The organism is Klebsiella sp. WP4-W18-ESBL-05 (genome assembly GCF_014169075.1).
GTDB lineage: Bacteria > Pseudomonadota > Gammaproteobacteria > Enterobacterales > Enterobacteriaceae > Kluyvera > Kluyvera ascorbata_B.
Window position 1 is genome coordinate 3,883,458 of record NZ_AP022057.1, and the last position, 13,680, is coordinate 3,897,137.

A 13,680-nucleotide genomic window follows, 5' to 3' on the forward strand; every position below is an offset into this window, starting at 1 on the left:
GCCGGGATGCCTGATGGCGTTACGCTTATCAGGCCTACAGGGCCGTGCGCGACGCGATTGTACGGCTCGTCGACATCCGGCCAGGATGCCTGATGGCGCTGCGCTTATCAGGCCTACAGAACGGGTGTAGGCCGGATAAGGCGGTCACGCCGCCATCCGGCAATTTGAGCGCTGCGCTTGCCGCTCTGTCAACGGTGCTTACCCCACAGCCACAGCGCGATAATCGCCAGCGCAAACAGCACGCCAAAGCCCACGCCCACGCCGACAACCGGCACGTCGACCGCCACCGCCAGCGAGTAAAGCCCCAGCATAATCAGCATCGCGCTGTTTTCACCGAGGTTCTGTACCGCAATGGCGTTGCCTGAGCCCACGGTATGTTTACCGCGATCCTGCAACAGCGCATTCAATGGCACGATAAAGAAGCCGCCGCAGATACCGATGATAAACAGCAACACGTAAGCGGGTAGAATGGCATGCTGAAGAGCGAAAATCGCCACCACGACGCCAATCAACACCCCGGCAGGCAAGCAACGAGCCACCGTTTCCAGCGTCACCAGCTTCGCCGCTGCCGCCGCGCCCACCACGATACCCACTGCCACCATGGCGTTAAGATAGGTTGGCGTCGCGTTATCGGTCACGCCTAGCGCCACCGGCACCCACAGCACCAGCAGAAAACGCAGCGTCACACCCGCGCCCCAGAACATGCTGGTACCGAGCAGCGAGAAACGCGTTTCGCCGTTATGCCACAGAACGCGACAAGCGTTGAAAAAGCTGGCGGTCATCGAACGAAAACGCCAGGACTGGCCCGGGCGCGCCGCCGGCAGCTTCGGGATAAAGATATTCGCCACCACCGCTCCGCCGTAAACCATCGCGCACAGCGCCAGCGCCCCGACCACGCTCCAGTCGGCCACCACGCCGCCCGCCACGGAGCCGATAAGAATAGCCGCGATGGTGGATGCTTCCATTAGACCGTTGGCTTTCACCAGCTTATCGCCGGTGGTCATTTCGCCCAGAATGCCGTACTTGGCAGGCGAGTAAGCCGCCGCACCGATGCCCACCAGCGTATAGCCAATAAATGGATTAAACCCGATGCAAATCATTGCCGCGCCCGCCAGTTTCAGACCGTTGGCGAACATCATCACCCGGCCTTTACCGTAGCTGTCCGCCACCTGGCCGACAAACGGTGCGAAGAGAATGTAAGCGCCCACAAACACCATCTGCAGCACCGGCTGGCTCCAGTCCGGATAGTACTGCTGTTTCATGAGTGCCAGCGTGGCAAACAGCAGCGCGTTGTCGCCAAAGGCCGAAAGGAACTGGGCGGCAATGACCGCCATCATGCCTTTTGACCAGATTGAGGTGTTAGTGTGTACTGACTCACTCATGCGGCTGTTCCGTTTCTGCAACCATGCTTTTAAGGGTGACGAAATCCGGTTTACCGCTGCCCAGCAGCGGCAGCTGTTTCAGCCAGCGAATGTCGCGAGGGACCGCCAGCTCCGGCACGCCGTGAGCCCGCGCGTACTGTAAGAGACCGTCACGGGTCAGTTCATTATCGGTGGTAAACAGCACCAGCGCCTCGCCTTTGCTGGCGTCGGTTTTCACCGCGGTCGCGTGCATCTTATCGGGCGACACGGCCAGCGCCATCAGTTCGACCGTTTCCAGCGACACCATTTCGCCCGCAATTTTGGCGAAGCGTTTGGCACGCCCCTGAATCTGTACGTAGCCCTGGGCGTCGAAAGCAACAATATCGCCGGTGTCATACCAGCCGGTTTCCCGCTCACCATGCTGATTTTCTGCCGTTGGCGCTTCCAGTACGCCCGGATTTTCTACACGCAGATAGCCGCACATCACGTTCGGCCCTTTCACCTGCAGACGACCGCCCTGCTCAATGCCCGGAACGGCCAGCAGACGAGCGTCCATCCCCGGCAGAATTCGCCCTACCGTACCCGGCTTCGCCGCCATCGGCACGTTGATCGACACCACCGGCGCGCACTCGGTTACGCCGTAGCCTTCAAGAATGCGCAGGCCGAATTTGTCCTGCCATAAATCTTTGGTGCTTTGCTGAAGCTTTTCCGCCCCGGCTACGACATAGCGTAGACGATAGAAATCGTACGGGTTGGCGAAGCGCGCATAGTGACCTAAAAACGTCGAGGTGCCGAACAGCACGGTGCAGTTACGGTCGTATACCAGCTCCGGCACCATACGGTAGTGCAGCGGGCTCGGGTAAAGGAACACTTCCGCGCCGGTCAGCAGCGGCGTAAACAGACCCACCGTCAGGCCGAACGAGTGAAACAGCGGCAGCGCCGACATAAAGCGGTCGTTGGCGGTAAAGTCGGCGATGGTTTTAATTTGCTCGACGTTAGCCAGAATGCTTTTGTGGCTGTGCACCACGCCTTTAGGGTGACCTTCCGAGCCTGAGGTAAAGAGCACCATTGCCGGGTCTTCCGGCTTTTGCGGCACCTGCGCCAGATGCGGCATCAGCACGCGCGAGAAGATCCACAGCTTGTCGGCGGTGGTGACGTCGCCTTTTAAATCTTCCAGAAATACCCAGCGCACCTGGGTGAGCTGCTCGGTGAGATGCCAGAGCTTGCCTTTATCGAGGAACGTACGCGAAGTGAAAATAGTGCCGATTTGCGCCGCGGTAATGGCGCTGGACAGCCCTTTGACGCCCGCGGTGTAGTTCATCATCGCCGGAATGCGACCCCGCGCGATGGCGCCGAAAATCACCGCGGCGCTGATACCGGCATTGGGCAGCATCAGACCGATCTTTTCACCCTTCTGGCTGTATTTTTCGAGAATACGTGCCACAAACAGCGTTTTGGTGAGCAATTTGCGGTAGCTATCGGGCTGGAAGTTAATGTCTTCAACGCAGTGCTTTTTCTCACCAAAGCGGTAGATTGCGCTCAACAGCGATTCATACAACGTTTCGCGCGGTCGCACCGCCATTCGAGCTTCCATCATGATCTGATGCAGCATTTCGCCAGCAATGCGGCGGCGGTCACGCGCGCGCGGCGCCTCAGGCATCGGCAAGGTAGTCGGTGGCAGCAGGTGCAGCTGAATGCGCGGGAACATCCGGCGCTTAACCAGCCCTTTCAGGCGGCTGAAGTAGCTCAGCTCGGCCCCTTCAATGCGCACCGGGATAATCGTCGCCCCTGATTTTGCCGCCACAAAGGCTGCGCCATCGTAAATTTTCATCAACGATCCCGACACCGAAATGCGCCCCTCCGGGAAAATCACCACCGGACGGCCCTGTTCAATCAGCCTGACCAGATGTTTGATAGACATCGGTTTTGTCGGGTCCAGCGGGACAAAATCGATGATCGGCGTCAGCCAACGCATGAACCATTTTTGCGAAATAGAGGTGTAGACGGCGAAAACCGGGCGAACGGGGAGAAACAGCGCCAGCAGAATGCCGTCGATAAACGAAACGTGGTTAGGCGTAATCAGCACCTTTGGCTGGCTGAGCGCCTCGGTGTTACCGGTCATCCGTACCCTGAATAACACCTTGAAAAGCTGTCGGAAGAAACAGAGAAGCATACCAACTCCTTTTGCCGTAGTTTTGTCTTTGCAAGGGTACACGAGAAAACCGGGGAAAAGCAGCAGACTGGCGGGTAGAGGCAAAAAAAAACCTGCGCATCTGCGCAGGTTGGTGTAATTAAGCGGTCAACCTTGTGGGCGACTTCACCTATCAATACCTCTGGGATAATCAGATTAGCAATTCCCGTAATGCGTTCTCCAGCGGACATTCGCAACAGCGTCTCGCAAAGTGTAAGCAAACGTTTGAAAGTTCCTGTTTGCTTGCACAAAGCCGGTGTAACTCTTCCACAAAACGCAATCTGGCCCTTATTATTGTGCAATCCACCACAGACTCAGCCTTGAATCACACCGGGATTTCCGTAAAACTGATAGGGTGTAAGCGTTTACCCACCGAATCTTCTTTAAGGCATATTATGGCGACAATTAAAGATGTGGCCCGGATGGCAGGCGTCTCTGTCGCCACCGTGTCCCGCGTCATCAACAACTCCCCTAAAGCCAGCGATGCCTCGCGTCAGGCCGTTCAATCCGCCATGGAGACGCTCAACTATCACCCGAACGCCAACGCGCGCGCGCTGGCGCAGCAGTCGACGGAGACCGTCGGCCTGGTCGTCGGCGACGTCTCCGATCCGTTCTTTGGCGCCATGGTGAAAGCCGTGGAACAGGTTGCCTATCACACCGGTAATTTCCTGCTGATTGGTAACGGCTACCACAATGAAATGAAAGAACGCCAGGCCATTGAGCAGCTGATTCGCCACCGCTGCGCTGCGCTAGTGGTGCACGCGAAGCTGATCCCCGATGCTGAACTGGCGGAACTCATGAAACAGATTCCCGGCATGGTGCTGATCAACCGCATTCTGCCCGGTTTTGAAAAGCGCTGCGTAGCGCTGGACGACCGCTACGGCGCATGGCTGGCCACCCGCCACCTCATTCAGCAGGGCCATACGCGAATTGGCTATATCTGTTCCAACCACGCCATTTCCGATGCGGAAGACCGCCTGCAGGGTTATTACGATGCGCTGAAAGAACACGGTCTGCCGTGCAACGACCGGCTGGTGACCTTCGCCGAGCCGGACGAAAGCGGCGGCGAGCAGGCGATGACCGAGCTGCTGGGTCGCGGTAAGCAGTTCACCGCCGTGGCCTGCTATAACGACTCCATGGCCGCAGGCGCGATGGGCGTACTAAACGATAACGGCATCGAGGTGCCGCAGGCGATTTCGCTGATTGGTTTCGATGACGTGCTGGTGTCTCGCTACGTGCGCCCGCGGCTGACAACCATCCGTTATCCCATCGTCACCATGGCGACCCAGGCCGCCGAGCTGGCGCTGGCGCTGGCAGAGAAGAAACCGCTGCCGGATATTACCCATCTGTTCAGCCCGACGCTGGTGCGCCGTCACTCGGTGATTGCGCCACCGGAAGAGCTTAAAGCGTAACGATAGAGATGCACGGCGGTGTCCGGGTAATCCAGGCCATCGCCGATATACTGCCAGCCAAAACGTTCGTAAAAATCCCGGCAGGCGGAATAGAGATACAGCTCGTCAAATCCCTGCTGCGCGGCATAGTCGATGACGTGCTGTTGCAACTGCCCGGCCAGGCCGCGCCCGCGCGCTTCTGGCGCAACGTACAGCGCCGCCATCCACGGCCACAGATCCTGACGACTAATGAGATCGCAGCGCCATAGCACCACGGTACCGATAAGCCGATCGTCTTCGACGGCAATGAACGTGAGCGGCAGCGCATTCGGCCGCTGGCTATGCTCGACGATGCTGGCAAAAAACGCGCGCGGCAGGCCGTCGCCACCGAAAGCCTGCCACAGCCAGTCGGTCACCGCTTCGGCATACTGCGGCCTGGCGTAAAGCGGTAAAATCGTCACATCAGTTTTCCCTGAAAAATAGGCACTGATTCAAACAGATAACCGTCAAAGTCCGGCGCGTCCTCGTCAGACAGCTCCATCAGGCTATTTTTGACGTTCTCAAGATGCTGCCACATCGCCTGCCACGCCCCCATCACATCGCGGCGGCGCAGCGCGGCCAGAATCGTTTGCCGATCGCCCAGCCACTTCAAGCGATAGGTACGGCTGGCAATGTGCGCGTTAAACTGCTGCCATAGCGGGCTGCTGTCCATTTGCAGCCATACCCGCTCAATGGTCGCCAGCAGCATCTGGTTTTGCGTCGCACCGGCTAGCACCAGGTGAAACAGTCGACTGTTATCCTGGCTGGTGTCGTTTAGCGCAATCGCCCGCTGTTCTTGTTCAATTATCTGCTTGAGGTTGTCGATATCTGCGCGGGTCGCCATTTTTGCGGCAAAGGCGGCAATATTGCTTTCCAGCAGCTGGCGCGCCTGGAGGATCTCAAACGGCCCCACATCGCTACTCAGCATCTGCTCTTCCTCACCGTCATCTTCGTGCGGAATGCGCATCACGTACACGCCGGAGCCCTGGCGAATATCCACCGTCCCCTGTAATTCCAGCATCAGCAGCGCCTCGCGCACAATGGTGCGGCTGACGCCGTAGGTTTCGGCAATATTGCGTTCAGGCGGCAGGCGCGAGCCAACGGCATAGCGGCCCTGCATAATCTGCGCACGCAAATCGTCGCCAATCTCCTGGTAGGGTTTCTTTTCCGGCGGCACGGTAGCCTTCTCCACAATATCACCTGTACGTTATGCCAACACCGGCGCTATCTTAGCAAAAATTAACGCCATTCATCATCGATATCCATCGTTAACACGCGGCTATCGCGCAGTTGACGAAACCAACTGGCCGAGGCTTTTGGCCGCCGCGCGCGGTCGGCGTCAAGATCGATTTCAATCAGGCCGTAGCGATTCTTAAAGGCGTTCATTGGCGAAACGTTGTCGGTGAACGCCCACAGCATATAGCCGTGGCAGTTGGCGCCGTCTTCACGCGCGCGCAGCGTTTGCCATAGATGATCGCGAATAAACCGGATCCGGTAATCGTCGGCAATCACGCCGTCGGCGTTACGGAACTGAGCCTCATTTTCCACGCCCATGCCGCTTTCAGCGACAAACCACGGAATATTGCGATAGTCGTTTTTGATGCGCATCGCCATGTCATAAACAATCTGCGGATAAATTTCCCAGCCGCGCGAGGGGTTCATCTTTCTGCCCGGCAGGTCGAATGGCTCGTAATACCAGGCCGGATGGAACGGCGTATCGGGATGCCAGGCGCGAGATGGGGCTTTGACCCGATGCGGGTAATAGAGGTTAATGCCCAGCTCATCAACGGTATTGTCACGGATCATCGCCAGCTCTTCGACACTGTAATCCCAGTTTACGCCGTGTTTTTCCAACAGCGCGAACAGCTCTACCGGGTAAACGCCGTGCACCAGCGGATCGAGAAACACCCGATTGTAGAACAGGTCGTACACCTCGGCCGCACGCCTATCGTGGGCCGCGCTGGAGCGTGGATAGGTGACCTCCGGATTAAGAATGCGACGTTAATATACTTTCAACTGTTTGAATAGCCACTCGAAACCTCATTTTTATCATTATAAAACATACCATTACCATAAATCACCTATTGATTGAAATTGACAGGTGTTGATGTTTATTCCCGCAATTTACTTACACCAGAAGTTACATTACTGTGAGACAGAAATCCTCAACTGGAACCAGACTATGGCGCTTTCAAGACAAAAACTCACCTTCGAAAGACTTCGCAGATTTACTTTACCGGAAGGAAAAAAACAAACCTTCCTTTGGGATGCGGATGTTACAACTCTGGCATGCCGAGCAACTAGCGGAGCAAAAGCCTTCGTATTCCAAAGCGTTTATGCGGGAAAAACCCTTCGCATGACCATTGGCAACATTAATGACTGGAGGATTGATGAAGCAAGGAGCGAGGCAAGACGGTTACAAACGTTGATCGATACCGGGATAGATCCGCGAATTGCTAAGGCTGTAAAAATCGCAGAAGCAGCATCTCAGAAGGCAGAATCACGTAAAACAAAAGTGACTTTCTCCGTCGCCTGGGAAGACTATCTTCAGGAATTGCGAACCGGTATCAGTGCAAAAACCAAGCGTCCATATTCTACTCGATACATTGCAGATCACATCAACTTGTCCAGCCGTGGAGGGGAAAGTAAAAAAAGAGGTCAGGGCCCAACCTCAGCTGGACCATTAGCTTGTTTGCTCGACCTACCGCTATCAGATCTAACACCGGACTATATTGCTGCATGGCTGAGTACAGAAAGACAAAATAGACCGACTGTCACTGCCCATGCTTATCGCCTGCTGCGTGCTTTCATCAAATGGAGTAATTATCAGAAAAAATATCAGGGAATTATTTCTGGCGATCTTGCACAAGATTACAACGTAAAAAAAATGGTGCCAGTGTCTGCGAGCAAAGCCGATGATTGCTTGCAAAAAGAACAACTCAAAAGCTGGTTTAGATCCGTGCGTGGCCTTAGTAGCCCTGTTGCGTCAGCGTATCTTCAGGTGCTTTTACTTACCGGTGCGCGGCGTGAAGAAATTGCGTCACTTCGCTGGTCAGACGTCGATTTCAAATGGGCAAGCATGCGAATTAAAGACAAAATCGAAGGAGAACGCATCATCCCTCTCACGCCTTATGTTTCTAGCCTATTAAACGCGCTGTCCGCAGCCCCAAATTCTGAGGTAAGTAAGGAGAATTGGGTTTTCAGAAGTCATAGCAAAAGCGGCAAAATTATTGAACCTCGTTCAGCACACAATCGGGCTTTAGCGCAGGCTGAATTACCGCACATTAGTGTACATGGGCTACGCCGTAGTTTTGGTACGCTTGCCGAGTGGGTTGAAGTGCCAACCGGTATTGTTGCGCAGATTATGGGCCATAAACCTAGTGCTCTTGCTGAGAAACACTATCGCCGCCGTCCACTGGATCTGCTGAGAAAATGGCATGAGAAAATTGAGACATGGATCTTAGAACAGGCTGATATTTGAAAATAAATCGATGTTGATTAGTGTTGATTTCATTATAAATCAATAAGTTATAAACAAATTGCTTAGTTGACATCACTAAGCTTTATGGTGACAATTCTTCCACTTTAATACATTAACTCAAAGAGGATACATTGAATGAATAATCCAGCTTTTGACATACCAGAGCGGGAGATGCTTATCATCATAGATTCAAATGCTGAATCAACATGTCCAGAAGTTAATTGGGCCGAATGCGAGGCACAGGTTAACGCTCTGTTTAAAAATGCCTATAGTGAAACTAAATGCTTCATTGCTCGTGCTAAGGTAAGATTCTCGCAGCACATGAGAAGTATTAGCCGTACAGTTTTGCAATGCTTCTCATCCCCACGTCTTCAATCCAAAAACCGTGCTTCAAGATCTCGCCGTAGCCATAGCTCTTCACGGAGCAGCGGCCGCTCAGCCAAATCTAGTGATAGTGACAGTTCCCCCTCGGACCCCTTACCTCTTCATAACCTATCTCTAAGTCTTCATTTAAATCTCTCTTCGCTTTTTTCACTTTTTAGCATGGCTCATACCTCTATCGACGAGGTGATCAAATGAGCGGCATCCTATTATCTCAGTTACCTAAAGATATTCCTGCATCTTCCCTGATTTACGTAAAGGAAGTCGCCAGCCTTCTCGGACTACAGCCTCAGACGATCAGGAAGTGGATTTGCCATGATTCATTGCCTGAAGGGCTACCAACACCAAAAAAGCTAAACAGAAAAAACTGCTGGCTAAGAACCGATATTGAATCCTTTATTGCAACAAAGTTTTCAAATAACAGTAAATTCTGAGGCGAAAGATGGAAAAACTTCCTTACCCAATTGATGCCTTTCCAATAATCATGAGAAATGCTGCCTATGAAGAGCATAATATCACTAAAGCTCCCATGGCAATGATAGGGTCTGCAATGTTGAGCGCAGTATCCTTGGCTTGCCAAAGCAAAGTTGATGTAGAAAGGCCTGGAGGACTTAAAGGTCCAACATCTCTTTTTTTTGTTACAATCGCAGAATCAGGCGAACGAAAAAGTGCAATTGACAAAAATGTATTTTCTGCGATACATGAATGCGAAAAAATGTTCGAAAAGCAACACGCCGAAGAAATGAATTGGTATTCCGGTGCCGTTGAGATCTATGAAGCAGAAAAGAAAGCTCTATTTTCTAAATTAAAAATGCAGATAAAAAAAGGTCTTGATACCTCTCAAACCAAAGATGATATCGATGAATTAAATTCAAAAAAGCCTGTCCTTCCCCGTTCACGCAAATTAATCATGAGTGACACCACTCCAGCGGCATTAAAAGATCATTTATCTGGGGAAGGTCGATCGGTCGGCATTCTCTCAGATGAAGGTGGTGTGGTGTTTGGTGGTTCGGTACTGAATAATCCATCGCTCATCAATACAATATGGAGTGGCGGGGATGTACATATTGACAGGAAAAACAGGGCACCAGTGACTATATCTGATGCAAGACTCACATTATCAATTATGGTTCAGCAAAATTTATTGAATACATTTCAAAGAAGCAATAATAAAATTGCAAAGGATTCAGGATTTAATGCCAGATGCCTATTCAGCCATCCTGTATCAACTCAAGGGTATCGGCAGATATATAATCCAGTAATATCTAGGGAACATATGCCAATTTTTAACGGACGCATTAAGGAACTCATTTTATCTGGTTTACATAATGACAGAGTGCTGTTGCAATTTTCACCAGCCGCAGCCAGCGCATGGATCGACTGGTATAATTTCATTGAAACTCAAATGGCCTCAACAGGAGAACTATTTAATATCAGAGATTGTGCATCAAAAATTGCCGAGAACACAGCAAGAATCGCAGCATTAATGCACTTCTTCAGAGGTGATGAGGGCGATATAACCCTCATAGCTATGGATGCGGCCGAAAAAATCAGTACATGGTATCTCGAAGAGTATCAACATTTTTTTTCAAGTAGCAATAATAGCAACGACGAAAATGAACTATTCGACTGGATTATACATTATTGCCGTTACCATGGTCTGGCACGTTTGAAGAAAAACATCATTCTTCAATATGGACCAGTTCGACTCAGGAGTAAAAAGACTATAGAACCATTGCTGAATAACCTTGCGTATACTCGGAAAATTCTTTTTGAAACGAGGGGAAGAACCATTTACTTAATCCCAGTAAACTTAGGATCATGGCAGTTATAAATTAAATAGAATGAATCTAATTGCAGAGTTATTTTTACGTAAAAAACAAACTCTCAGTGAAATAAATGACACAAAATCAAGTTGGATAGGTATTATTACACCTGACCTTATCATTTATATCTATTCATCTTGTTATATATACATTATACAACATCAACTGAATTAATCCTTATAGATAGATGGGTATATACTATGAAACAATATCAAGGATCACATGGTCTTCATGTGGCAGCCTGGCGTGATAGCATAATTGATGTTCTTGACAATGCTTCAAATGAATTTAGTCGCATTATGGCTGTGCGAGTTGACCTTCACCATCCAAGGATATTGGATAACGGAGACACTGTTTGCTGCTTCCCTAATCTCAAGCCAGGTGAAATATCGAGGTTTATCAACTCCCTAAAAGCGATGCTTGCTGCTCATGAATATCGACGAGCACAGAATGGAACCCGAATCTACCCAAACACTTTACGCGATATGTGGGCTAAGGAGTACTCTCAATCAGGAAAATGCCATTATCATGCCTGTCTTGTATTTAATAAAGATGCATATTACCATCTTGGTAGCTATGATGATGATTGCCTGAGGGGAATGATTATAAACGCCTGGTACAGCGCATTAGGGTTACAGCCTGAGGATTGTCCTGGGCTGGTTCATTTTCCTGAAAACGGGAAATATATTCTAGACAAAAATAAACCAGGTTTTATTTTTGATTACCATGAATTACTAAAGCGACTCGAATATCTTACCAAGGTTGACTCGAAAATTTTTGGGGAAGGTGAACGGAATTTTGGATGTAGTCGGATTTAATTATTTAACCAGGCCTTGTTATACACTTTAACAAGGCCTAAAACTAAACTAACCTATAGAAGACGAATTAACTCTTCCCGCAAAATCCTGCGACGATGTACCTCATCATGGCAAACATTACAGAGAGTAATTAAGTTATCCAGTGTATTTTCTCCGCCATCAGCATGATGTTCGATGTGATGTAACTCGAGGAAGGTTCTAGGGTCATTAGCGGTTTTACGAGCATGTGACCAGTGGCAGCGCCTGCATGCATGATGATCACGTTCAAGCACAGCGACACGGACAGGATCGGGGATTTTTCGATCATGTACCTCAGCCTGCCGATCTTCCTCAAGTAAATATGCCCCCACCTCCAGCTCAGGTCTTCCTGAATTCTTAGTGGCGATTGGCCATCCATCTTCTGTACGTAGCTCACGTGTTCGTCGCGCCCATTCCTTGCTATCGTTTGCAAGGTATCGTAACTCTTCGCCAGTCACGGGACGGCCAACGTTCTTACGCAGATAAGACAGAATTTTATCTTTCGTGGATATTTTGCTTCGTCTGAGAACATTCGCTTCATTCCAACGCAGGGCTGCTTCCCTGTCCTGTTCTGCTGCCATCAGTGCATAAACGTCGGTTTTAAGAACGTTAATCGCACTGGCATGGAGCTCTTCCAGTGTAACCTCTCCTTGTTCGATCATTTCCTTCAACGTAGTGCCGCTTAATACGGACCAGCCAAACTGCACACGCAGCTCTCTGATCCTTCTTGCATATTCACTGATGCCCGCAACAACCATCAGTTCGTCACCATGGATGATGACGCCGGGGTATTTGAGTAAATAAGCCAGAATGCGATCACGGGCTGAATTGCAATTCTCATCATTCATCAAAGAACTGCCTAAATCCCGCAACAAATGATTGGCGGGGATTAGTGCCAAAACCTGTTCCCGTAGGGAGTCGTCCTTGAGCTTAAACTCAAAGTCGGTAATCAACTCCAAAAGCTGTTTACGCAGCGTTTCCGGTACGTTCTTCTTCGATCTTCTCGCCATTTTGAATTAGGTATTCCATTAAATTGAGAACGTAGGTCGCAATTTTCTGCGCAAAAACCGGCGGTACAGCATTGCCAATTTGCCTTGCGATTTCGGTTTTTGAACCCACAAAAACAAATTCATCCGGGAAACTCATCAGGCGCGCGGCTTCACGATGCGTAATTGGACGATGTTGCTCTGGATGTAGATAACGCCCCTTCTCAGGCTTAAAGAACTCCGTGCGGATCGTGACAGAAGGCCTCTCCCACCACAAACGGCCAAACAAATCCGTTCCACCTGAGGTTTTTTTAATCCAGCAGGCAGGGGTAATGTCAGGTCTATTCTTTTGCAAATCAAACCGGTTTCCCCCTACCGGGACAGCTCGGTAGCGTTCCTGCGAAAGCGCAGTTGGATTTCGACCAAAGTGGAGATCTAATGGGGGTGGAAGATCACGCACCTCAGTCCCAACCGGTTCAGGCAAATCACCTATAAAATCTCTGACTGTCAGCCAGGCTGGTAGATCCGTCCCCTTATCAGGATTCTGGTGCGACTGCACAGGCGGGAACGTTGGGATGCTATTCAGCAGGAATCGTTCTTTTTTAATTCCAATTGCGATAGCACGCTTGCGTGTCTGCGGAGCCCCGTAGTCGGCAGTGTTAAGGACAGAGGGATTCAGAAGCAGAAAACCCATGTTTTCAGCACGAGTACAGATGTCCTGAAACTCATCACTGGATAAGAGGCCTGGAACATTTTCCATCACAAATACAGAAGCAGAAGACCTCTCAATGATATCCATATACGGCTCCCAGAGCGCCCGTCGATGGTCCCCTTCTCGATTCTTGTTGAGCAGGCTGAATCCCTGGCATGGCGGTCCGCCGATGACGATATCAGCCTCAGGAATGCTGTTTTCAGCAATCCATTCTTCGATATTCGCTACAATGCCATGCTCGCCAAAGTTGGCATTGTATGTTCTGATAGCCGCCTTATCATTGTCCAGAGCCAGGACACTTTCAAAATGAGCGCCATTTTCCCCCTTCATGAAGCCGCAGGATAAACCGCCAGCGCCACAAAACAGATCAATGACCTTTAATTTGTTGATTTTACTCATTAAAATAAAATCCCAGTTCCTGCGTGATTCGTAGCTGATAAGTGTATCATAAAGTGAAGCTGTATGTATTTACAGTA

The 13,680-nt window shown here is 50.7% G+C and carries 11 protein-coding genes and 1 pseudogene; 5 read left to right on the forward strand and 7 right to left on the reverse strand.

The window, feature by feature from the left end:
• Positions 1-188: 188 nt before the first annotated feature.
• Entirely contained in the window at positions 189-1,382 is a 1,194-nt protein-coding gene (gene lplT, locus H7R58_RS18490) for a lysophospholipid transporter LplT (protein WP_182934459.1), read from the reverse strand.
• On the reverse strand, positions 1,375-3,534 hold the full coding sequence (gene aas / locus H7R58_RS18495) for a bifunctional acyl-ACP--phospholipid O-acyltransferase/long-chain-fatty-acid--ACP ligase (protein ID WP_106925910.1): 2,160 nt from the start codon (positions 3,532-3,534) through the stop codon (positions 1,375-1,377). The genes lplT and aas overlap by 8 nt, the downstream gene beginning before the upstream one ends.
• Before the next feature lie 413 nt (positions 3,535-3,947).
• On the opposite strand from aas, the gene galR reads away from it, so the two are divergent.
• Positions 3,948-4,964, forward strand: a complete 1,017-nt coding sequence (gene galR / locus H7R58_RS18500) for an HTH-type transcriptional regulator GalR (protein ID WP_106925906.1) — start codon at positions 3,948-3,950, stop codon at positions 4,962-4,964.
• Here galR and H7R58_RS18505 read toward each other — a convergent pair.
• The 3 genes and pseudogenes from H7R58_RS18505 to H7R58_RS18515 form a co-directional block, all read right to left on the reverse strand.
• Positions 4,925-5,404: a GNAT family N-acetyltransferase gene (locus H7R58_RS18505; RefSeq protein WP_182930084.1), complete on the reverse strand. Its 480-nt coding sequence runs from the start codon at positions 5,402-5,404 to the stop codon at positions 4,925-4,927. The two genes, galR and H7R58_RS18505, sit on opposite strands and share 40 nt — an antisense overlap.
• Positions 5,401-6,174 carry a GntR family transcriptional regulator gene (locus tag H7R58_RS18510; RefSeq protein ID WP_106925902.1) on the reverse strand — a complete coding sequence of 258 codons (774 nt, stop codon included), beginning with the start codon at positions 6,172-6,174 and terminating at the stop codon, positions 5,401-5,403. The genes H7R58_RS18505 and H7R58_RS18510 overlap by 4 nt, the downstream gene beginning before the upstream one ends.
• Before the next feature lie 47 nt (positions 6,175-6,221).
• Positions 6,222-6,977 (reverse strand): annotated as a pseudogene (locus H7R58_RS18515) (glycoside hydrolase family 1 protein); the annotation flags it as partial.
• Positions 6,978-7,089: 112 nt separating this feature from the next.
• On the opposite strand from H7R58_RS18515, the gene H7R58_RS18520 reads away from it, so the two are divergent.
• The 4 genes from H7R58_RS18520 (at position 7,090) to H7R58_RS18535 (ending at position 11,488) form a co-directional block, all read left to right on the forward strand.
• On the forward strand, positions 7,090-8,463 hold the full coding sequence (locus tag H7R58_RS18520) for a tyrosine-type recombinase/integrase (RefSeq protein ID WP_182934460.1): 1,374 nt from the start codon (positions 7,090-7,092) through the stop codon (positions 8,461-8,463).
• Between the two features lie 575 nt (positions 8,464-9,038).
• Positions 9,039-9,278: a helix-turn-helix transcriptional regulator gene (locus tag H7R58_RS18525; protein ID WP_071989512.1), complete on the forward strand. Its 240-nt coding sequence runs from the start codon at positions 9,039-9,041 to the stop codon at positions 9,276-9,278.
• 8 nt (positions 9,279-9,286) lie between these two features.
• Positions 9,287-10,678, forward strand: coding sequence for a YfjI family protein (locus H7R58_RS18530; protein WP_182934461.1), 1,392 nt, complete (start codon positions 9,287-9,289; stop codon positions 10,676-10,678).
• 192 nt (positions 10,679-10,870) lie between these two features.
• Positions 10,871-11,488, forward strand: a complete 618-nt coding sequence (locus tag H7R58_RS18535; protein WP_182934462.1) for an inovirus Gp2 family protein — start codon at positions 10,871-10,873, stop codon at positions 11,486-11,488.
• A 53-nt stretch (positions 11,489-11,541) separates the two neighbouring features.
• On the opposite strand, the gene H7R58_RS18540 is transcribed toward H7R58_RS18535, so the two are convergent.
• Positions 11,542-12,516 (reverse strand): HNH endonuclease, encoded by a 975-nt coding sequence (locus tag H7R58_RS18540; RefSeq protein WP_182934463.1) that lies wholly within the window; start codon positions 12,514-12,516, stop codon positions 11,542-11,544.
• A complete protein-coding gene (locus H7R58_RS18545) occupies positions 12,473-13,603 on the reverse strand; it encodes a DNA cytosine methyltransferase (RefSeq protein ID WP_182934464.1) in 1,131 nt (376 codons plus the stop codon). The genes H7R58_RS18540 and H7R58_RS18545 overlap by 44 nt, the downstream gene beginning before the upstream one ends.
• Between the last annotated feature and the right edge of the window lie 77 nt (positions 13,604-13,680).

Bases quoted from the DNA above. Each gene is read 5' to 3' on its own strand.
- H7R58_RS18530 (WP_182934461.1), top strand. From the start codon at position 9,287: ATGGAAAAACTTCCTTACCCAATTGATGCCTTTCCAATAATCATGAGA.
- H7R58_RS18545 (WP_182934464.1), bottom strand. From the start codon at position 13,603: ATGAGTAAAATCAACAAATTAAAGGTCATTGATCTGTTTTGTGGCGCT.
- lplT (WP_182934459.1), bottom strand. From the start codon at position 1,382: ATGAGTGAGTCAGTACACACTAACACCTCAATCTGGTCAAAAGGCATG.
- H7R58_RS18525 (WP_071989512.1), top strand. From the start codon at position 9,039: ATGAGCGGCATCCTATTATCTCAGTTACCTAAAGATATTCCTGCATCT.
- H7R58_RS18535 (WP_182934462.1), top strand. From the start codon at position 10,871: ATGAAACAATATCAAGGATCACATGGTCTTCATGTGGCAGCCTGGCGT.
- aas (WP_106925910.1), bottom strand. From the start codon at position 3,534: ATGCTTCTCTGTTTCTTCCGACAGCTTTTCAAGGTGTTATTCAGGGTA.
- galR (WP_106925906.1), top strand. From the start codon at position 3,948: ATGGCGACAATTAAAGATGTGGCCCGGATGGCAGGCGTCTCTGTCGCC.
- H7R58_RS18540 (WP_182934463.1), bottom strand. From the start codon at position 12,516: ATGGCGAGAAGATCGAAGAAGAACGTACCGGAAACGCTGCGTAAACAG.
- H7R58_RS18520 (WP_182934460.1), top strand. From the start codon at position 7,090: ATGTTTATTCCCGCAATTTACTTACACCAGAAGTTACATTACTGTGAG.